This window comes from Mariniflexile litorale (assembly GCF_031128465.2).
Classification (GTDB): Bacteria; Bacteroidota; Bacteroidia; order Flavobacteriales; family Flavobacteriaceae; genus Mariniflexile; species Mariniflexile litorale.
Map to the genome: position 1 here is coordinate 1345520 of NZ_CP155618.1, position 20485 is coordinate 1366004.

The 20485-nt window shown below is 31.7% G+C and carries 17 protein-coding genes; 6 read left to right on the forward strand and 11 right to left on the reverse strand.

Translation table 11 applies throughout. From position 1 onward, the window contains the following. Positions 1-841: 841 nt before the first annotated feature. The 4 genes from gldD to mutY form a co-directional block, all read right to left on the reverse strand. Positions 842-1426, reverse strand: a complete 585-nt coding sequence (gene gldD, locus QLS71_RS05570) for a gliding motility lipoprotein GldD (protein ID WP_308991484.1) — start codon at positions 1424-1426, stop codon at positions 842-844. Then, the gene (locus tag QLS71_RS05575; RefSeq protein ID WP_308991485.1) at positions 1426-2730 is read right to left on the reverse strand and encodes a gliding motility-associated protein GldE; all 1305 of its coding nucleotides are present in this window, start codon (positions 2728-2730) and stop codon (positions 1426-1428) included. Before QLS71_RS05575 ends, gldD begins: the two co-directional genes overlap by 1 nt. A 52-nt stretch (positions 2731-2782) precedes the next feature. Further along, entirely contained in the window at positions 2783-3232 is a 450-nt protein-coding gene (locus tag QLS71_RS05580; protein WP_308991486.1) for a single-stranded DNA-binding protein, read from the reverse strand. A gap of 107 nt (positions 3233-3339) precedes the next feature. Beyond that, positions 3340-4383 carry an A/G-specific adenine glycosylase gene (gene mutY / locus QLS71_RS05585; protein WP_308991487.1) on the reverse strand — a complete coding sequence of 348 codons (1044 nt, stop codon included), beginning with the start codon at positions 4381-4383 and terminating at the stop codon, positions 3340-3342. 108 nt (positions 4384-4491) lie between these two features. On the opposite strand from mutY, the gene QLS71_RS05590 reads away from it, so the two are divergent. The 3 genes from QLS71_RS05590 (at position 4492) to QLS71_RS05600 (ending at position 7549) form a co-directional block, all read left to right on the forward strand. After that, positions 4492-4812: an HU family DNA-binding protein gene (locus QLS71_RS05590; protein ID WP_308991634.1), complete on the forward strand. Its 321-nt coding sequence runs from the start codon at positions 4492-4494 to the stop codon at positions 4810-4812. 417 nt (positions 4813-5229) lie between these two features. Next, complete coding sequence (locus tag QLS71_RS05595; RefSeq protein WP_308991488.1) at positions 5230-6777, forward strand: ribonuclease E/G; 1548 nt, start codon at positions 5230-5232, stop codon at positions 6775-6777. 394 nt (positions 6778-7171) lie between these two features. Continuing rightward, complete coding sequence (locus QLS71_RS05600) at positions 7172-7549, forward strand: hypothetical protein (RefSeq protein ID WP_308991489.1); 378 nt, start codon at positions 7172-7174, stop codon at positions 7547-7549. A 50-nt stretch (positions 7550-7599) separates the two neighbouring features. On the opposite strand, the gene QLS71_RS05605 is transcribed toward QLS71_RS05600, so the two are convergent. Beyond that, positions 7600-8499 (reverse strand): neutral zinc metallopeptidase, encoded by a 900-nt coding sequence (locus QLS71_RS05605; RefSeq protein ID WP_308991490.1) that lies wholly within the window; start codon positions 8497-8499, stop codon positions 7600-7602. Between the two features lie 206 nt (positions 8500-8705). Between QLS71_RS05605 and QLS71_RS05610 the strand changes: the two genes are divergently transcribed. Continuing rightward, positions 8706-9809: a peptidoglycan bridge formation glycyltransferase FemA/FemB family protein gene (locus tag QLS71_RS05610; RefSeq protein ID WP_308991491.1), complete on the forward strand. Its 1104-nt coding sequence runs from the start codon at positions 8706-8708 to the stop codon at positions 9807-9809. A gap of 270 nt (positions 9810-10079) precedes the next feature. Next, on the forward strand, positions 10080-10535 hold the full coding sequence (locus QLS71_RS05615; RefSeq protein WP_308991492.1) for a YetF domain-containing protein: 456 nt from the start codon (positions 10080-10082) through the stop codon (positions 10533-10535). A 78-nt stretch (positions 10536-10613) separates the two neighbouring features. Here QLS71_RS05615 and QLS71_RS05620 read toward each other — a convergent pair whose 3' ends face one another. From QLS71_RS05620 to QLS71_RS05635, 4 genes are all read right to left on the reverse strand, one after another. Continuing rightward, the gene (locus QLS71_RS05620; RefSeq protein WP_308991493.1) at positions 10614-11885 is read right to left on the reverse strand and encodes a DUF2254 domain-containing protein; all 1272 of its coding nucleotides are present in this window, start codon (positions 11883-11885) and stop codon (positions 10614-10616) included. Positions 11886-12025: 140 nt separating this feature from the next. Further along, positions 12026-13066 carry an NADP(H)-dependent aldo-keto reductase gene (locus QLS71_RS05625; RefSeq protein ID WP_308991494.1) on the reverse strand — a complete coding sequence of 347 codons (1041 nt, stop codon included), beginning with the start codon at positions 13064-13066 and terminating at the stop codon, positions 12026-12028. 240 nt (positions 13067-13306) lie between these two features. Beyond that, entirely contained in the window at positions 13307-14266 is a 960-nt protein-coding gene (locus QLS71_RS05630; RefSeq protein WP_308991495.1) for an OmpA family protein, read from the reverse strand. Positions 14267-14307: 41 nt separating this feature from the next. Then, positions 14308-15072 (reverse strand): exodeoxyribonuclease III, encoded by a 765-nt coding sequence (locus QLS71_RS05635; protein WP_308991496.1) that lies wholly within the window; start codon positions 15070-15072, stop codon positions 14308-14310. Between the two features lie 169 nt (positions 15073-15241). Here QLS71_RS05635 and QLS71_RS05640 point away from each other — a divergent pair, with 169 nt between their 5' ends. Beyond that, positions 15242-18664 carry a hypothetical protein gene (locus QLS71_RS05640; protein ID WP_308991497.1) on the forward strand — a complete coding sequence of 1141 codons (3423 nt, stop codon included), beginning with the start codon at positions 15242-15244 and terminating at the stop codon, positions 18662-18664. A 67-nt stretch (positions 18665-18731) separates the two neighbouring features. On the opposite strand, the gene QLS71_RS05645 is transcribed toward QLS71_RS05640, so the two are convergent. Together QLS71_RS05645 and QLS71_RS05650 are read right to left on the reverse strand one after the other, a co-directional pair. Beyond that, a complete protein-coding gene (locus QLS71_RS05645) occupies positions 18732-19658 on the reverse strand; it encodes a M28 family peptidase (RefSeq protein WP_308991498.1) in 927 nt (308 codons plus the stop codon). An 85-nt stretch (positions 19659-19743) separates the two neighbouring features. After that, a complete protein-coding gene (locus QLS71_RS05650) occupies positions 19744-20484 on the reverse strand; it encodes a succinate dehydrogenase/fumarate reductase iron-sulfur subunit (protein ID WP_308991499.1) in 741 nt (246 codons plus the stop codon). Between the last annotated feature and the right edge of the window lies 1 nt (position 20485).

Here is a 20485-nt window from a genome sequence, read left to right on the forward strand (position 1 = left end):
GAAAACAAGAACTTAAAAAGACAAAAACTGCTGAAAACAACAAAAAACTATTTGTTTTCGTTTTATTGCTTATATATAATAACAGAGCACTAAAAACGAATAGAGAGGCTGAAAAAGCATAAAACATTGTTTCACGAAAAATAAACATCTGGTTCATTCCTTCGAAAAACAGTATTACAGGTATACATACAAACACTACTAATAGTGTAACTAATTTTAAAACCAACTTTACATTTACCTTTTTAAAATGTTGAAACAAAATAATGCAATAAAAAACAAAGGTAATAGTATGGTATATCAACCCATCAGAATTATAATTTTGATATGGATTGTTAAAATTACATATTCCTAAAAAATTAAAGACTAGTGCAAACAAAAAAAACAAATTCTTTTTGTTTGCGTTTAATATATAAATAACAAAAATTAATGGGAAAGACGCAAACATTGTTACCTTTCTATCTAAGTAGGTTGGAGAAATAGCACCCAAAGCATCCAGAAAAATGACTCCAAAAAATATAAAATTTAATAATATTTTTTGATTAATCAATTCCCATAATTCATTTATTAATTCTGCTTTAAATGTCTTCAATCCTATTCTGTGCTACTATGTGAAACTAACCCTTAAAGCAAACGAAAATATAATAAATAAGACGGGATTAAAACAATATTTTCCTATTTCAAACCAATCGGAAAGATTTTAAACACTTGGTCGATAAAAATTGTAATATGAGATAGATTTTAATTTTAACACACTTTTATTCTCTCCTATTTTTCAAAATAAAAAAATATAAAATTGATTGTTTTTTAAAATTCAGTAGTGTTTTTGGAACGTTAATACAACTTATTTCCAAACAATGGTTTCCATAATATGTATCATGTCCTTTTGCAAATAATTTGCTGCAGGTAATATAGAATCGTAATTGGGTTTTGCGTAGAAATAAAGTGATCCTACTAAGAAGTGCTGTATGCTGTCGGTTACATAAAATTGTGCTGGCGATGCTACATTTCCTTTTACTTCAGAAAAAACGCCATACACTTTTCGTTCTTTATTTTCATAAGGAAACACTGGAATCTCATCTGCCTTTACGGTATGCTCTAAAGTGAACTTTTGAGCGTCTCTAAGATATTCGGTTAAGATTTTTGAATCGCCTTCTATGGCCTTGTAAGTTATAAAAATAGTCCCTTTTAATGAAGGGTATTCTATATTAATACCATAGCTTTCTTTGGCTGCTGCTAAATTTTTGTACTTAATTTTAGACACTAAATTGTTTGTTTCAAAATAAAACGGTACTTCAGCATTAATTTTTTTATACTGTGCTTCAGGATAATCTAATCTTAAATATGCCTTAGGTTTTGGAATATAATCTCCTTGTCCACATGAAAAACACATGATAATTATAACTAGTAAGTAAAAATTATGCTTCATTAAGTTATGGTGAATTTTACAAGCTTTATCCGTTTTTTGTCTAAGGCCTCAATTTTAAAAACGTAATTTTTAAAATTTATTTTACTGTTTTGTTTTGGGAAACTCCCTGATATCTCTAAAACAAAACCTGCGATAGTTTCAGCTTCACCTTTATTTGCTTCAAAAATAGTTTCGTCTTCAATTTTAATAATTTTATAAAAATCTTTTAAGGCTGTTTTTCCTTCAAACACAAAATTATTATCGTCTAATTTAGAATAGGTTAAATCTTCATCATCAAATTCATCACTTATATCACCTACAATTTCTTCTATAATATCTTCTAAAGAAATTAATCCTGAAGTGCCACCATATTCATCAACTACCATAGCCAAATGCACCTTTTTCTCTTGAAATTCAGCCATTAAATCGTCCAACTTTTTGTTTTCAGGCACAAAAAATGGTTCTCTTAGTAAGGCAGACCAATCAAATTGTTTTCTATCTATATAAGGCAATAAATCTTTTACATAAAGAATTCCCTTTATTGTATCTATACTTTCCTTATAAACTGGAATACGCGAATAACCGTTTTTTATAATTTCCGGTAAAATATCGATGTATTTTTGTTCAATATTTAATGCAAAAATATCGATTCGAGGACGCATTACTTGCTTAGTATCAGTATTGCCAAAAGAAACGATACCTTGCAATATTTTATGTTCTTCTTTGGTCGTGTCTTCTTCACTAGTAAGTTCTAATGCTTGCGATAATTGATCGACACTTAAATTAGATTTTTGCTTTCCTAGTTTATTATGTATACCTATAGTCATACTACGCATAGGTAAACTTAAAGGCGATAATAGAATATCTAAAACCTTTAGCGGGTAAGCCATAAAAGTGGCAAACTTTAAATTATTACGGCTAGCATATATTTTAGGCAAAATTTCGCCAAACAATAAAATTAAGAAGGTTACAACAACTACTTCAATTACAAATTTAATAACAGGAGATGTAATGCCAGAAAACCAATCTTTAGCCAAATAAGCAAACAAAATAACAATACCAATATTTATAAAATTATTAGCAACCAAAATAGTTGCCAATAATTTTTTTGGACGTTCTAATAAACCTTTAATTATTTGAATACGTTTCGATTTTACTTCTAATCCTTTTTCTATATCGGTTCTTGAAAGCGAAAAAAGAGCGACTTCTGCTCCAGAGATAAGCGCAGAACAAAACAAAAGCAAAAACAATAACACGATGCCTAAAACAATTGAAAAATCAATTGCAATCATTAAACTTTTAAAACTCGCGGGGTCAGGATCCAAGTAGTATGGTTTTAGTTATACAAAGCATCTCGATATTTCGAGACATTTATTATTAAAATGGTAAATCGTCTTCTTCTCCAATGGGTTCTGGAGCTTCAGGTTCTTTTCCAACGGGTTTTTGTGCTGCAGGTGTTGATGTATTTGATGCGTTACCTTCACTTTCCTTTTTTGTAGATAAGAAGGTAAAATCTGTACATTGAATTTCTGTAGAATAACGATCGTTTCCACTTTCATCTTGCCATTTTCTAGTTTTCAATCGGCCTTCAACATATACTTTGTCTCCTTTGCTTAAATATTTTTCGCAAATTTCGGCTCCTTTATTTCTAACTACAATATTATGCCATTCTGTATTGGTAACACGTTCATTGGTTTGTTTGCTGGTATATGTTTCATTTGTTGCTAAAGGAAATCGTCCAATACAACCGCCACCTTCAAAATAATGCATTTTTACTTCATCACCCAAATGCCCAATTAGCATCACTTTATTTAATGTTCCAGACATAATTATTGTTTTTAATAGGAGAGCAAAATTACTGAATTGCTTTGCATTTTAAAGACTTGCTTTCCGTTTTTTTAAAATTAATAAAAAAATTGATTGCTTCTATTAAACTAATTAAAATTAAAATGTTCAATAAAATTACCAATTAGAATAGGCACTGCGTACGTACGTATTTTGTTTATTGGAATACTGTTTGGTAAAGACTGGCCTACTTTTACAATCCAAAACTTGGTATATAAATGTTGATGTGATAATTTATGAATAATAACATCTTCATTATAAAGAGATAATTCAAATGAAACTTCTTTTAACAATGAATGTTTTTTAACCGCTAATTTGAAATCTTCAAATTCTAAACTTTTAGCTGTTTCAATTAAAGGGAACTGATACAAGTTTTGCCAAATACCTTTGCCTACACGCTTTTCTAAAATAGTTTTCGCATCCTTATCTATAAAGACTAAAAAATTAAAATACTTTTTTTTCGCTTTTGCGGATTTTATTTTGACGGGGAGTTCTCCAATTTTGTTTTCATTAAAAGCAATGCATCCTTTATTAAAAGGACAAATATTGCAATCAGGACTTTGTGGTCTGCATTGTGTTGCACCAAACTCCATGATGGCTTGATTAAAATCGGCTGGATTTTTTTTATCAATCAACTCTTGTGCTAATTCTTTAAACTCCTTAGCACCTTTTGACAAATTAATAGGTGTATCTATGCCAAAATAACGAGACAATACTCTATATACGTTTCCATCTACCACTGCTTCTACTTTGTTAAAACAAATGGATGCTATAGCACTTGCCGTATAATCACCAATTCCTTTCAGTTTTAATAAATCTTTATAAATAGTAGGGAAAACTCCATTTAACTCGCTGGCAATATATTTAGCTGTAGTATGCAAATTTCTGGCTCTTGAATAATACCCCAAGCCTTGCCATAATTTTAAAACATCGCTTTCTTCGGCCTGTGCTAAATGAAAAACTGACGGAAATTCGTGTACAAATTTACTGTAATAAGGCAAACCTTGAGCTACTTGTGTTTGCTGTAAAATAATTTCTGACAACCAAATACGATACGGGTCTTTTGTTTGTCGCCAAGGAAGATCCCGTTTATTATTTGAGTACCAGTGATTTAGAGTTTTTGAAAATATCATTAATTAAATAAATGCTGCGAACAAAAATAAACGTTTATAATCTTAAATTTTAATGAATTAGGTTTGAAATATTGAATTTTAAATTCCTATATTTGCATCCCTTTTAAAATTTATAGTAACTTAAAAATATATATTAAAATGACTAAGGCTGATATAGTAGCAAAAATTTCTGATAAATTAGGAATTGAAAAAGGAGATGTTCAAGCGACAGTTGAAACATTTATGGAAGAGGTAAAATCTTCTTTAGAAAGCGGTGATAATGTTTACTTAAGAGGTTTTGGTAGCTTTATTATTAAAACAAGAGCTGAGAAAACGGGTAGAAACATTTCAAAAAACACAACCATTAAAATACCATCTCACAATATTCCTGCATTTAAGCCCGCAAAAGTTTTTGTGGAAGGCGTTAAAACAAATGTAGAAGTTAAATAAAAATGCATATACTGAGTTTTTCAGTGTTAAAATAAATTATTAATTAAAAAACACACTATATTATGCCAAGTGGTAAAAAACGTAAGAGACATAAGGTAGCAACGCACAAACGAAAAAAACGTGCGCGTGCTAACCGTCACAAAAAGAAAAAATAAGCCTTAAAAAGTAGTTATAAAACTACTTTTTTCGGTTTAAAACAACAAAGTTCTTTGAAATGAGTTCATTAAATTTTTAGACACTTTTTAGTGTTTTATGAACTCCACGGATATTAAAAAATCCTGTGAAAAAATAATGTATAATCCATCTGTATAATTTGGTTTTTAGTTGATGGTTTTTGGTTGATGGTTTTTAGTAAAAAACCTAAAACTTTGAAACTTTGAAACTTCAAACTAGAGCGTATGGATAAAAATTAACTTAATGGATAAAGAATTGATTATTCGATCTAGTTCCGAGCACGTTGATTTTGCCTTATTAAAAGATGGAAAACTTATTGAATTACAGAAAGACGAAGATGGTAATAACTTTTCGGTTGGTGACGTGTTTATCGCCAAAATAAGAAAAGCTGTTCCTGGACTAAATGCTGCATTTGTAAATGTTGGTTATGAAAAAGATGCTTTTTTGCATTATCATGATTTAGGTCCAAAACTACCTTCTCTTTTAAAGTTCACAAAAAGTGTAAGCACAGGTAAACTAAAAGATTTTTCTTTAAAAAATTTCCCATTTGAAAAAGATATTGATAAAGACGGCAAAGTTGCCGATGTCTTAAAATCAAATCAATCGCTATTGGTACAAATAGTAAAAGAACCCATATCTACCAAAGGCCCTAGAATAAGCTCTGAGCTTTCTATTGCTGGTAGATATATTGTTTTAGTTCCTTTTTCCAACCGTATTTCTATTTCTCAAAAAATAGAAGACAAAGATGAAAAAGACCGCTTAAAACGATTGGTAAAAAGTATTACGCCACCAGGGTTTGGCATTATTGTACGCACCGTAGCACAAGGCAAAAAAGTAGCTGAACTAGATAAAGATTTACAGAATTTGTTAGGTCGTTGGACCGCAATGTGTAAAAAGCTACATAAAGCACATCATCCAAGTAAAGTATTAGGAGAAATGAATAAAGCCTCGTCTATTTTACGAGACATATTCAATGATACCTTTACAAGTATTCATGTTGATGATGAAGCGCTTTACATTCAAATTAAAGATTACGTGCAAGAAATTGCACCAAACAAAGAATCAATAGTTAAATTGTATCAGTCTACCGTTCCTATTTTTGAAAAATTTGGAATTGAAAGACAAATTAAAACCTCCTTTGGAAAAACCGTTTCTATGGCAAAAGGTGCGTATCTAATTATAGAACACACCGAAGCACTTCATGTTATAGATGTTAACAGTGGAAACAGATCTAACAAGGCCAATAACCAAGAGGATACAGCATTAGAAGTTAATTTAATAGCTGCTACCGAAATGGCTCGCCAATTACGATTACGTGATATGGGAGGCATCATCGTAGTAGATTTTATTGATATGACGAGTGCTGAACATAGGCAACAGCTGTTTAACCACCTTCGCGATGAAATGAAGGATGATAGAGCTAAGCACAAAATATTGCCTCCAAGTAAATTTGGTTTGATACAAATTACAAGACAACGCGTTCGCCCAGAAATGAACATTAAAACTAAAGAGGAAAATCCCGACGAAGTTAATAATGGCTCTGAGGTGGAAGCGCCGATAGGTATCGTGTCTAAAATTACGCACGACCTAGAACAACTATTAAAAAAAGACTATAAAAAGCTGACCTTAAACACACATCCTTTTATAGCAGCCTTTTTAACAAAAGGCTTTCCATCAACCCGTTCAAAATGGTTTTTTGAACACAAAAAATGGGTTAAAGTTTTACCAAGAGATGCTTACACGTATTTAGAATACCACTTTTTTGATAAAGAGGGTAAACAAATTAAATAATTTTAAAAAAGCCTTACTATTTATTTAGTGAGGCTTTTTTGTTTTTAAACGTCATTGCTACAAATCCATACAACTACCTGACAAATAGTTAATTATAATATTATATCAAAAAGTTGAGCAATTGCTAAAGCACCGCGCTTTACGCTATATCTTTTTAAAAACATCATTGCAAGAAGGAACGAAGAGCTAATCTGCTAATTTTTAATTCTACCCAAAACTTGTGTACTTTTATTTTTAAAAAGGATGCCGCTGCAATCGCTATTGCAAGTGTTGTGCGAGCTACAAATTATAGAATCAATACTTTAATTCTTATATTTAACTTGTAGGTAAATTTTTTACTCAAAATAAAACCGTGGGCATTATAAGCAAAAACTACTATGTATAGAAAGAAAATATGATAGCATCTACTTTTAATTATGAATCTAATATTCTTGAAACAGAATTTAATAATGATATTAGCTCTAAAGACGTTATAGATTATATTAGTAATTTCAAAAAAAATACTGCTTACCCTAGAAAACTAAAAAGCATTGTAATTGCAACAGATGCTAATTTTAAATTTTCGTTTAAAGATTTGAAATCTTTTAATGATGTCAAAATTGAATCGCTAAAAAGCTACGAAATTGTGATGGTTGCCATCATTGTTAGCAGCCCTTTAACAGCAGCATTAAGCACATTATATGAAGCAATCGCCAATAATAAAAAATATAAATTCAAAGTGTTTTCTACCCGAGAGGCAGCTCAATTCTGGTTAGATAGTTTTCGTGTTTAACTACTTTTCAAAAACTCCATAATGACATTTATACTTTTTATGAATTATTTCTACAACGACGTAGCACTAAAAGTATCTCCTTGAGATAAATCACCCGTTTCAAATCCTTTTTTAAACCATCGCATACGTTGCGCAGAAGTACCATGCGTAAACGAATCTGGAACTACCCGACCACTCGATTGTTTTTGCAATCTATCATCGCCAATGGCGTTCGCGGCATTCATGGCTTCTTCAAGGTCACCTGATTCCATCATCTGCGTCATTTGTTGAGAATGATGTGCCCAAACTCCCGCTAAAAAATCGGCTTGAAGCTCTACTTTTACCGAGTATTTATTGTATTCTTTTTCACTAAGTTGCCCCCTTAAGCGGTTCATTTTATCTGAAATTCCTGTTATTTTTTGGATATGGTGTCCAACCTCATGAGCAATTACATAGGCTTGAGCAAAATCTCCAGGCGCATTTAAACGACGTTCCATATCTTCGAAAAAGCCCAAATCTATATATAATTTTTCATCTCCTGGACAATAAAAAGGTCCTGTAGCACTTGAAGCAGAACCACAAGCAGAAGACACCGACCCTGTAAATAGCACTAATGTGGGCTCTCTATAATTCTTTAAAAGCTTATTCCAAACATCTTCTGTATTGGCTAATATAGTAGCACTAAATTCTGCTAATTCTTGATCTTCAGCACTAGGTTTATAGGGTGCAGAGGATTCGTTCTGTATAGTTCCACCTCCTAAAAATTGTGTTATTAAACTAAGTGGATTTTTCCCCATTATTAAAGAAACAACTAAAAACCCTCCAACAATAAAAAGTCCAACTTTTGAAAAAAGAATCTTAACCAAAGGACCTAATAATGTCGGATTAAACCCTCCTATTCCTTGTCCAGATCCACCTTTGCCCCTACGGTCATCCACGTTCGAACTTTGCCTTCTACCTTGCCATTTCATATTATTATCTAGTTTAATATTCAATTAATGGCTTCAATTTACATATAATTTCAATATTATAAATTAATTAAATTGAAGTTGTCGCAAAAATTTAACCAACAAATTGTTATATATATTCAAAATACTACTTTTTTAATAAATACTTTAATCAAACTATCAAGCATTTTAAATTAAGTATATGATTTCTTAGTTTTGCAGCAAAAAAAATGATTTGTGAGTTAGAGAAAAAAGATATTGAAGAATTTAAACCAACAAATATTCTACCTCAAACCCCTTTTTGGGGGCGCGTAAAAAGAAATCAAGGATTTATACCACAAGGATTCGAATTAACTATTTCTAAAAATATATTAATTAGTACTGCTAGTTCTTTAGAAAAAGAAGTTGAAGACTTATTAATACTAATTAAGTATATAAATGATGACACTTGTATTGCATACGTTCCATATGGTCCCAAATTAGAACCTACGTTTGAAAACCAAGGCCTGTTTTTAGAACAGTTATCTGAATCCATAAAACCACATTTACCTCCTAATTGCATCTTTATCCGCTACGATTTAATTTGGGAAAATCAGTGGGCTACTGAAAAAGAATATTTTGATAATTCAGGCAATTGGATTGGCCCACCAACTAACCAAACCCAAGAATTTAGAGTAAATTTCGGCACGACTAATTGGAACTTACAAAAAAGCATTCAAGACAACCTTCCTAAAAACACTTTTTTCCTTGATTTAACTTTGAAAGAACAAGACTTGCTTTACAATATGAGATATAACACAAGATACAATGTAAGAAAAGCAAATAAAAAAGGGATTAGAGTTCGTGAATATGGAATTGAATATATGGATATATGGTATAAATTATATCTTGACACAGCCATTCGCCACGGCATGCCTTTACAAAATCAAGCTTTTTTTTCTACTATTTTAAAAAATCAGGATAATAACAAAAATGGTGTTACTGTAAAAATGTTAATGGCTGATATTGATGGTAAGTTTCTTTCCTCTATGTTTTTAGTTTTATCAAAAAAAAGAGGTACTTATCTATATGGGGCATCTAAATCTTCTAAAAACAACTTAATGGCAAGTTACGCATTGCAATGGGAATCTATACGCATCGCAAAAGCATGGGGTTGTACCGAATATGACATGTTTGGCTCTGCACCAAATTTAAATCAAGCACACCCACTACACGGCATACATATTTATAAAAAAGGATTTGGTGGAGACCTTTATCATAGAATGGGATGCTGGGACTACCCGTATAATAAAAAACTGTATGATTTTTATAAATTACAAGAAGCCGTAAATTAAATCTTTAGTGATATTTTAAAAATTAATTGGGTTAATTAATCTCATATGACTCTTATAAATTTGAATATAGTTTTCAAAATCCATGATGGATAAAGTAAAACTTATTTGAAATATAAATCAACTATTAACACATTGTAATTATATGATGGATCCAAATGAATATACGTTTGATTTTTAAAAAATTTTATTTGGAAATTACAGCCTTCTAATTTATGTCGAAATCATAATACGAGTTCTCATAATTATGGGTTATACTATTTCCATTATTAATTGGATAGGAAAACGTGTTGTAGGGGCTTAGGTAGTGCCGACATTTTAATTGTTGTAGCTATGGGGAGTGCCGTAGGTGATGCTATGTTTTATCCTTCAATACCTTTGTCAGTTTCCCTGTTAGTTATTACTTTAATTGCTGCTTTACAAAAGTTTTATGTACACCTATGTATAAAGTCTGAATCCGTTAGAAAAAAAACGCATCCTAAGGTTATGAAACTAGTAGAACATGGAAAATTGTTATATGAAAACTTTTCAGACGATCAAATTGACAAATATGAAGTATATATGCTCTTGAGGGAATCTGGAATTAAATTTCTATCGGAAGTTGAACATGCTTATTATGAACAATCAGGAAAGTTGAGTATCTATAAATATGAAAATCCCATATTGGAAAATTCCATTCTTCCAGAGCATCTACCAAACCATCAAACGTTTCCCCATAATTCCAAATAAACACTTTGATTATAAGAGTCTGATGAAGCAAAAATTGACCTCTAGGTTCTCTTTTAGTAGTAATTATGAAGTGCTTTCTTAAACAATTGATTTAATAAAATTTAAATCACGTTTATTACTAATTGATGCTTCTGCGTCTAAAATTAGATTCGCAATTTCTTCATCTAAAACCTCTTGGTACTTTTTATTTTCTTCTTTTATAATATTTTTTAAATGTAAAAGCATCATTAGCAGTTTTTCTACAACAACAACATCATGTTTACAATAGGTTCTTAATTCTGCCATAACCTGAAAAATCAAAGTCTTAAAATTAACAGTAGCCATAGACACATAAGCAACTTCGCTTATATAACTAAGACTTTTATCATTTTTATGTATCCGTAATGAAAATAACTGAGATAAGTAATCAATGGCATTTAAAGCAGTTCCTGGGTCATTAATACCTGGTGACATGGCTTTAACAGCAACCTCTGTAATCTGTTTAAATGCCAACACATAATTATCTTCAACGACTTCACTTTTAGAAAAATCAAAATGCTCAGTAATTCTATCTATGACATCATCATCTAACTGTTTTTCGCTTTTAAAAATGATATTTTCTTCAGAAACAAACAATCCTTTAATAACCATGACATCTATTCTCACGTTTTGCGCTTTAGCAATTTTAGCAATATTCTCTACGGAAACATTTTGCAAGTAGCCTGATTTTTTCGATTTATATACTTGCCATGAATTGGATGATGCGAAATCACCTTCTTTATATTTTTCATTTTCAATTAAATATAACATCCTATGCTTGGAAACATTGAAAATCTTATCCAAAATATTATTAATTTGAATTTCCTGAGAAATAGAATGAATAAAATAAATGAAAGCAGCAAGGCAATTTACCATGAATAAAATAGCAAAAAGCACCGCAAAACCTGGCAACTGATACTTGTCTCCATCGGGTTCAATATAAACTAAAATAAAAGTACAATAGAGTATCGATGCAATATAAAAACCCAAAATTATTTGATGTCTTTTATTACTAATTAGACCTGGTAATAATCGGGGTGAGAAATTACTAGAAGCTTGGTTCAATAATATCATTACCATTGAAAAGCTAAAAACCATAATGGAAATAAGTCCAGCAATGAAAGTGGTTAATAGACTTCTTGCCGTTTCCGTATTATTTATAACTAATGCAGGAAATGTTTCCAGAAGATATTTAGAAATCCCTTTTTCTTCAAGATAAATCATAGCATAGGTGAAAATCAAACCTAAAACAGCTAAAAGCGTAGGATAGAAAGCTATTTTATCGGTTAGTCGATAAATTTTTCTAATTAAGAAAAGTATTTTGTCTTTCATCCCGTTAACTTTATATATTCAAAGATAAGTCTGTCTCATCAGCAATTTGGCTGTAAGTAGAATTTTTTACATAAAAACGAAATATAAATTTCCCTTCCACTAAAAAACTAGACAGCTCATGAAAGTTCCATGTCAACGAATTAAGTCGCTGGATTCGGAATTTGAGCATGAACTGCATTAATCTGTTCAAGAACCTCATCATTTAAAGTGATATTTACAGAATCGATATTTTCTTTAAGTTGCTCTAAATTTGTAGCACCAATAATATTACTGGTTACAAACGGTTGTTGGTTTACAAAGGCTAAACTCATTTGTGCTAAAGTCATACCATTATTTTCTGCTATTTTAAGGTAACGTTTGGTTGCTTCTGTACTTTGCTCACTGCTATAACGGACAAATCTCGGAAACAATTTTAACCTTGCATTATCTGCCGCTGTACCTTTAACATACTTTCCGGAAAGCACTCCAAATGCCATGGGAGAATAAGCTAACAAACCTAAATTTTCACGTATAGATATTTCTGCCATATCACCTTCAAAAATTCGGTTTATTAATGAGTAGGCATTTTGTATGGTTTTCATTCGAGGTAAGCTATGTATTTTAGATTCTTCTAAATAACGCATCGCTCCCCATGCCTTTTCGTTAGACATACCAACTTGACGAATTTTACCTGCTTTAATTTGACCTTCAAGCTCTAGTAATACTTCATTAAAATTATCGGTCCATTCATCGTTAGGGTTGTGCTTATAGTCTCGTGTGCTAAACGTATTGGTTTCACGCTCTGGCCAATGTATTTGATATAAATCGATATAATCAGTTTGCAAACGTTTTAACTCATTGTCTATGGCTTCTTTAATGGTTACTGAACTTAGACCTGTTGTTCTGATATGTGCTGTATAATCGCTTGGGCGACCTACAATTTTGCTTGCCAAGACCACTTTATCGCGATTGCCTGTCTTTTGTAACCATGTACCAATAATTTTACTAGTTTTTCCTTGCGTTTCTGGGCTTGCAGGCACTGGGTACATTTCTGCTGTATCAATAAAATTAACACCTTGTTCTAGGGCATAATCTAATTGGGCATGCCCTTCATCTTCGGTATTTTGATTTCCCCAGGTCATGGTACCTAAACATATTTTACTAACTTTTATATCGGTTTTTGGTAATTTGGTATATTTCATTTTAGATTTTTAGAACGACGCTCTTTATTAGATACTAAGACCCTTAGATTGTTAATGATTTTATTAGATAAGACGTTAAAGATAAAAAACCTTTCAAAGTTATAATAACTTTGAAAGGTTTAAAACTATGTAATTAATTTAATCGTCTTTGTGAAAAGTGTGAGACAAAGCAATCTGTTTTTTAAATTAACTTCAACGTTAAAATTATGAGATTGCTTCGTGTCTCACCATGACGAGATTTTAATTGTCTTTCAACAACTTAGATAACTCGTCTAACTTAGGTGTTAAAATAACTTCTATACGTCTGTTTTTTGCTTTGCCTTCTGGCGTATCGTTGGTTGCAACAGGTGCATATTCACCACGACCTGCAGCAGTTAAATTTTCTGGATTTATAGCATCGTTTTCTCTTAAAATATTAACGATGGCCGTTGCCCGTTTGGTTGATAAATCCCAATTATTAGTTATCTGACCATTTGCTTGGTATGGCACGTTATCGGTATGTCCTTCAATTAAAACGGCTATGTCTGGGTTCGTTCCTAACACAGTTCCTAATTGTTGCACAGCTCTTTTACCTTCGGTTCCAACAGCCCAACTTCCTGAGTTAAATAAAAGTTTGTTTTCCATAGAAACATACACTTTACCATCACGTTGTTCTACGGTTAACCCCTTACCTTCAAAATCTGTTAAAGCTTTAGAAATAGCATCTTTTAAAGCGGTCATAGCTGCATCTTTATCTGATATTACTTTTTCTAACTCAGCAACACGATTTGAACGGTCTTGAAGTTCTTTTTTAAGTTTTTCTAAACGTTGGTTCTCGTCTGCCAATGCTTGTTCTTTAGCTTCTAACTCTGCTAATAACTCTCTATTTTTCTGAGAATTTGCTGAAATCGCTGCAGAACTGTTTTTCTCCAACGCATCGTAAGATGCTTTTAATGCATCTAAGTTTGCTTTTGTCGCATCATAGTCACTCTGCAATCTGTCACGATTTGCAACCGCCTCTTTGTAAGCTGCTTTCAGTTGCTTTAATTCGTTTTCGGCAGTCGTTTTTAGATATGCTAACTCTTCATTTTCATCTGAAAGTTTTCTGTTTTCTTTTTTTAAATTGGCATACTTCGCTTCTAATTCTTTATAAATTTTAGGAGATACACATGAAGCAGCGAACACTAATGTTAAGGCAACTAAGGAAATTTTTTTTATCATTTTTTTAATTTCTTAATAGGTTTGGTTATAATAAATGGGGTTTAATTTTCAATTTCTAATAAAATAGGACAATGGTCGCTATGTACAGCGTCTGACAGTATAACGGCTCTTTTTATCTTTTCTTGTATGGCATTTGAAACCATGGCATAATCTAATCGCCAACCTTTGTTGTTTGCTCTTGAATTAGCTCGGTAACTCCACCACGTATACTGATGAGGTTCTTTATTTAAATGCCTGAAAGAATCTGTAAATCCGTTATCAATAAATGCGCCAATCCATTGGCGCTCTACCGGCAAAAAACCAGATGTATTACTTAAACCTTTAGGATTATGAATATCAATTTCTTCGTGACAAATATTATAATCGCCACAAATAATTAAATTTGGAATCTCTTTTTTAAGAGTACTTATATAATCTTGAAACATATCCATATACTCAAATTTATGGTCTAATCTAGCATCATTGGTTCCTGAAGGCAAATATAAACTCATTACCGAAACCCCATCAAAATCGGCTCTAAGGTTGCGACCTTCAAAATCCATCGAAGCAATTCCCGTGCCGTATTCTACATGGTTAGGTTTTATTTTACTTAAAATAGCAACACCGCTATAACCTTTTTTTTGCGCACTAAACCAATAGTTGTAAATGTAGCCTGCTTCAACAAAAATATCTAAATTTAACTGTTCTTTTAAAGCTTTAATTTCTTGTAAGCAAATCACATCAGGGTTGGCACTTTTCAACCAATCTATAAACCCTTTATTGAGGGCTGCTCGAATACCATTTACGTTATATGAGATTATTTTCATTTACTATGTTTTAATGAGATCCCAACCTGTGTTGGAATAACACGTTTTAAAAAACGAGTTAATTTCAGCTAAAATAAATAATGCGTTACTTTTACACTATTATTTTACAGCACATTTAACAAAAACTATTAACAAAATATTTTAAACTATTTTGAAGTTTAAGTATATAATGAAGTTTACAATCTATCTTTTTGTCTTTTTTATGGGGTTTTGTGGATTTTCACAAAATCAAGTTTCTAACTATAGAACTAAAAAAGTTGCTGTAAAAGATACTATTGTAATTGACAGCGTAAGTATTAATTCGAATCATTTTTCAATTCAAACTATAAACAATGTAAATATTGATGCTTCATTTTATGAAGTTAATTTTGGGAAAGCACTTTTAAAATTTTTAAAACCTATTGAAACCGATTCTATCATCATCAATTATTTAAAATATCCAGAATTTTTAACCAAAACTTATAGGCAATTAGATGATGCTATTATTGTTGAAAAAACTGATAACATTCAAAAACTTTACCAACTCTCCCAGACTAACGATACTAAAAATTACATTCCATTTGATGGTTTAACGACTTCTGGAAGTATTTCTCGAGGTGTTACAGTTGGAAATAACCAAAATTCCGTTTTAAATAGTGAATTAGACCTTCAAATTTCAGGGAAACTTAGTGAGAAAATATCACTTCGGGCCTCTATTCAAGACGCGAATATTCCATTACAAGAAAGTGGCTACAGCCAACGCCTGGATGAATTCGATCAAGTTTTTATTGAACTCTACAGCGACCGTTGGAATGTACGTGCGGGCGATATCGATTTACAAAACAGCAATTCTTATTTTGCTAGCTTTTCTAAACGTGTTCAAGGGTTGTCAGTAAACGCCACTTTCGGTGACAAGGAAACCAAAACAGACGTCTTTGCCGCTGGTGCTTTGGTACGCGGGCAGTTTACCAGAAGCCAGTTTAAGGCACAAGAAGGCAATCAAGGGCCTTACAAGTTACAAGGACAAAATGGTGAATTGTTTGTGCTTATTGTTTCAGGTAGCGAAACAGTTTATGTAAACGGTGTTGCGGCGCAACGCGGTGAAGATAAAGATTATATTATCGATTATAATGCAGGTGAAATTATTTTCAATTCTACATTTCCTATCACTTCTGAAATGCGTATTACCGTCGATTATCAATACAGCGAACGTAATTATTCTCGTTTAGTCGCCTATGGCGGTGGCAATTTCAAGAGTAATAAACTGAATATTGGTGTTTCGGTGTATTCTGAAAATGATGCTAAAAATCAGCCATTACAACAAAATTTATCAGAAGCACAAGTTCAAATACTTTCGGAAGCAGGAGATGATAGAACACAAATGGTAGCTCCCTCTGAAATTGAAGAAAGCATCAATGAAAATCGTATTCTATATAAGAAAGAACTTGTTGGTGCTGTTGAAACCTTTGTGTTTTCGAATAATCCAGACGACACCCTATACCGCGTCACGTTTTCTCAAGTGGGCACGAACCAAGGGGACTATATTTTACAAAGCACCAATGCTATTAATAATATTTACGAATATGCAGGACCATTACAAGGAAATTACGCTCCCATAATTCAATTAATTGCACCAACAAAACTTCAAATAGCAGTAGTGAATGGAGACTATACACCTACCGAAAAGACTGATATAGGCTTTGAAATAGCCGCAAGTAAAAACGATTTAAACTTGTTTTCAAGTTTAGACGATTCAAATAATGATGGGCTGGCTGGAAAACTTAAATTTTCTCAAAGTATTATTAAGAATGATAGTTTATGGAATTTAAAGGTTTTTGCAGATGCCGATTATATTCAACAAAATTTCAAAACAATCGAACGTTTATATAATGCTGAATTTAACAGAGATTGGAATCTAGATGATGCTTCTGCAACAATTTCAACCATCGATTTTGGAAATCAAACGTTGCTAACCTCTGGTTTAAATTTGAACCATCCTGAAAAAGGAAACGCAACCTATCAATTTGAACATTTAGGTTATTCTGAAAATTTTAATGGAAACCGTCATATATTCAACACCTATTTGATACTTGATAAATTTAGAATTGCTTCATATTCTAGTTTTTTAAATGCCAATTCAAGCCTAAATAACTCCACATTTTTACGATCGGCAAACACCATTACCTACAGTATGAATAAAAGTTGGCTAGGCACTAAAATAGCTATTGAAGACAACGAACAAAAAACTATAGACACACAAGAATTGACTGATTTAAGTCAGAAATTTAAATCGTATGAATTATTTTTTGGTGTTGGTGATAGCATCAAAATTTTTACTGAAATTGGTTATAAAAACAGAGTAAATGATAGTATTAGAAATAATCAATTACAAAAAGTAAACACATCCAACACCTTTTATTTAGATACACGACTTATTCAAAACAGCAATACAAACTTAGCTTTGTATGCTAATTATAGAACTTTAAAAAGTGAAGATAAAACTATAAATGATGAACAATCTATAAATTCCCGTTTGCAGTTTAACCAAAAGCTTTTTAAACAATTAGTGCAATGGAATACTCTATTTGAAACCAACTCAGGAAGTTTGCCACAACAGGATTTTACGTATGTTGAAGTAGAACCAGGACAAGGCACCTACACATGGATTGATTATAACGAAAACGGCATTCAAGAATTAGAAGAATTTGAAATCGCACAATTTCAAGATCAAGGCAAATACATTCGAGTACTGTTACCCAATCAAATTTATATAAAAACGCATCAAAATAGGTTAAGTCAAACACTTACTATCAATCCCGCAAAGTGGGCTGTAAGCGAGAATAAAACTCAAAAATTCTGGTCGCATTTTTACAACCAAACCAGTTATTTGGTTGATAGAAAATTAAAACGTGAAGGTGGTAGTTTTAACTTGAATCCATTTGAAAATGATGAAGAAAACCAATTAGGGCTTCAATTGAACTTTAGAAATGTGTTATTTTTTAATCGGGGAAAACAAAATTACACAACGTCTTACACCTTCCTTTCTAACAAAACTCGAAATATTTTATCTATTGGGTTTATTGAAAACGGATTGAAAAGCCATCAGTTTAATTTCAATCATAAAATTGCTGAAAGTTGGCTAATAACCTTTCGATCTGATTTTGAAAACAATAAAAGTTTAAGTGAAAATTTCGTAAGCAAAAATTACAATTTTGATGAAACACGATTAAACCCCAAATTATCGTATTTATTTAATGATAATTCTAGATTTGACATATTCTATCAACATGCCAGCAAAGAGAATACTATAGGAGGTTTAGAAACTTTAAAACAGCAAAAATATGGGACTTCATTTACGTTTTCTGGAAGTCAAAAAAATTCTATTATAGGTGAGTTCAACTTCTTCTCTAACAAATTTAACGGCAGTGCGAATACACCTGTATCATATCAAATGTTAGAAGGATTGCAACCTGGTAAAAACTTTACTTGGAGCGTATTAGCACAAAAGAAACTAACTGATTTTTTAGACCTCAACCTAAGTTATTTTGGGAGAAAAACCAAAACTAGCAAAACCATTCACACAGGAACAGTACAATTGAAAGCCTATTTTTAAAAATTACAATTCCGGCAAGATTTTGAAAACCTTGTAAGTTTTAAGTACTTAGACTCCTAAAATTATATTAAAAGGTTAATACGTCTATTTTTTCAAAAACACCTATAATAACTTTTACAGCTTCTATATAAAATTCTGGTTGAATATTTTCGTAATCATCAGTTGGTTCGTGGTAATCTTCATGATCATCTACTCCAAAATATAAAAACGGAATGCCTTTTTTGTGAAATGATGCATGATCTGAAGCATCAGTCCAATTGTCTTTCCAGTTTCCTTCATCATGACCTGTTAAAAGATTTATTTTTTTGGAATAGGTATAATTCATAATAACCTTTTTCAAAGTTTCATTATGAGCTGTACCAACTGCAAACAGCTCCTTTTTATCACTTCTACTAATCATATCCATATTAAGATTAACCATTATTTGTTTAGAAGGAATAATAGAGTGACTTACAAAATATTTAGAACCTTGCAGCCCTAATTCTTCAGCATCAAAAGCTGCTAAAATAACAGAATGCTTGGGTGGATTGTTTATAAAATATTCTGCAAAACTGAATAAGGCACTCACACCCGATGCGTTATCATCGGCGCCATTGTAAATTTGCCCTTTTTTACTACCTTCATGATCGTAATGGGCACTTATAACAATATAGTTTTCTGGGTATAAAGACCCTTTTATTAATCCTAAAACATTCACGCCATTATAATGTTTACCTTCTGAATTAAACGAAAAGGTTTGTTGATAGCCTTTTGTTAATGGTAAAACAGAGGTTGCCATAAACTGATTAATAATATAAATCTTTGCTTTTTCCCCACCATTTGTTTCCGTCCTTCTTCCTTCAAAAGCATCAGACGATAAGATTTTTATATGCTTAAGTAAATTCGAATCAACAAATGACGTTTTTTTTATCGAATCATTAATAGAGTGTGATTGCCCATTAACATTAAGAAAGACAAGCAAACAAATAATACTTATAAGAATATTTTTTTTCATCAAATAATTTTTTGTTACTAAATCTAAACAAAAAACCCAAGCAAAAGCTTGGGTTTTATTTATTATCGATGAAAGGAATTTATTATTACAAATTTGCTTTCATTAGTTCTCTATTCATACGCGCAATATTCTCTAATGAAATGCCTTTTGGACATTCAATTTCGCAAGCACCAGTATTAGTACAATTTCCAAAACCTTCTAAATCCATTTGTGCCACCATATTACGAACGCGATCAGCAGCTTCAATTTGTCCTTGAGGCAATAACGCATATTGAGATACTTTTGCTCCAACAAACAACATAGCAGATGAATTTTTACAAGTAGCAACACATGCACCACAACCTATACAAGTTGCTGCATCCATAGCTTCATCGGCAGCATGCTTAGAAATTGGAATCGAATTCGCATCTTGTGTATTTCCTGAAGTATTCACAGAAATATATCCACCAGCTTGTTGAATGCGTTCAAAAGATGTTCTATCTACTACTAAATCTTTTATTACTGGAAATGCAGCTGCTCTAAATGGTTCGATAGTAATAGTGTCGCCATCTTTAAACATACGCATGTGTAATTGACACGTGGTTACCCCTCTATCTGGACCATGTGCTTCACCGTTTATGTACATAGAACACATTCCGCATATACCCTCACGACAATCGTGATCGAACGCCACAGGTTCTTCTCCAGTATTTACTAATTGTTCATTCAAAACATCCATCATTTCTAAAAAAGACATATGTTCTGAAATATCAGTAACTTTATAATCGACCATTTGACCCTTTGATTTTGAGTCTTTCTGTCTCCAAATTTTAAGTGTTAAATTCATA

What these genes read in the sequence shown, in the direction of transcription:
- QLS71_RS05650 (WP_308991499.1), bottom strand. Translation starts at nt 20,484, where the DNA reads ATGAATTTAACACTTAAAATTTGGAGACAGAAAGACTCAAAATCAAAG.
- QLS71_RS05610 (WP_308991491.1), top strand. Translation starts at nt 8,706, where the DNA reads ATGATTTGTGAGTTAGAGAAAAAAGATATTGAAGAATTTAAACCAACA.
- QLS71_RS05635 (WP_308991496.1), bottom strand. Translation starts at nt 15,072, where the DNA reads ATGAAAATAATCTCATATAACGTAAATGGTATTCGAGCAGCCCTCAAT.
- QLS71_RS05625 (WP_308991494.1), bottom strand. Translation starts at nt 13,066, where the DNA reads ATGAAATATACCAAATTACCAAAAACCGATATAAAAGTTAGTAAAATA.
- QLS71_RS05580 (WP_308991486.1), bottom strand. Translation starts at nt 3,232, where the DNA reads ATGTCTGGAACATTAAATAAAGTGATGCTAATTGGGCATTTGGGTGAT.
- mutY (WP_308991487.1), bottom strand. Translation starts at nt 4,383, where the DNA reads ATGATATTTTCAAAAACTCTAAATCACTGGTACTCAAATAATAAACGG.
- QLS71_RS05630 (WP_308991495.1), bottom strand. Translation starts at nt 14,266, where the DNA reads ATGATAAAAAAAATTTCCTTAGTTGCCTTAACATTAGTGTTCGCTGCT.
- QLS71_RS05640 (WP_308991497.1), top strand. Translation starts at nt 15,242, where the DNA reads ATGAAGTTTACAATCTATCTTTTTGTCTTTTTTATGGGGTTTTGTGGA.
- QLS71_RS05605 (WP_308991490.1), bottom strand. Translation starts at nt 8,499, where the DNA reads ATGAAATGGCAAGGTAGAAGGCAAAGTTCGAACGTGGATGACCGTAGG.
- gldD (WP_308991484.1), bottom strand. Translation starts at nt 1,426, where the DNA reads ATGAAGCATAATTTTTACTTACTAGTTATAATTATCATGTGTTTTTCA.
- QLS71_RS05620 (WP_308991493.1), bottom strand. Translation starts at nt 11,885, where the DNA reads ATGAAAGACAAAATACTTTTCTTAATTAGAAAAATTTATCGACTAACC.
- QLS71_RS05600 (WP_308991489.1), top strand. Translation starts at nt 7,172, where the DNA reads ATGATAGCATCTACTTTTAATTATGAATCTAATATTCTTGAAACAGAA.
- QLS71_RS05595 (WP_308991488.1), top strand. Translation starts at nt 5,230, where the DNA reads ATGGATAAAGAATTGATTATTCGATCTAGTTCCGAGCACGTTGATTTT.
- QLS71_RS05645 (WP_308991498.1), bottom strand. Translation starts at nt 19,658, where the DNA reads ATGAAAAAAAATATTCTTATAAGTATTATTTGTTTGCTTGTCTTTCTT.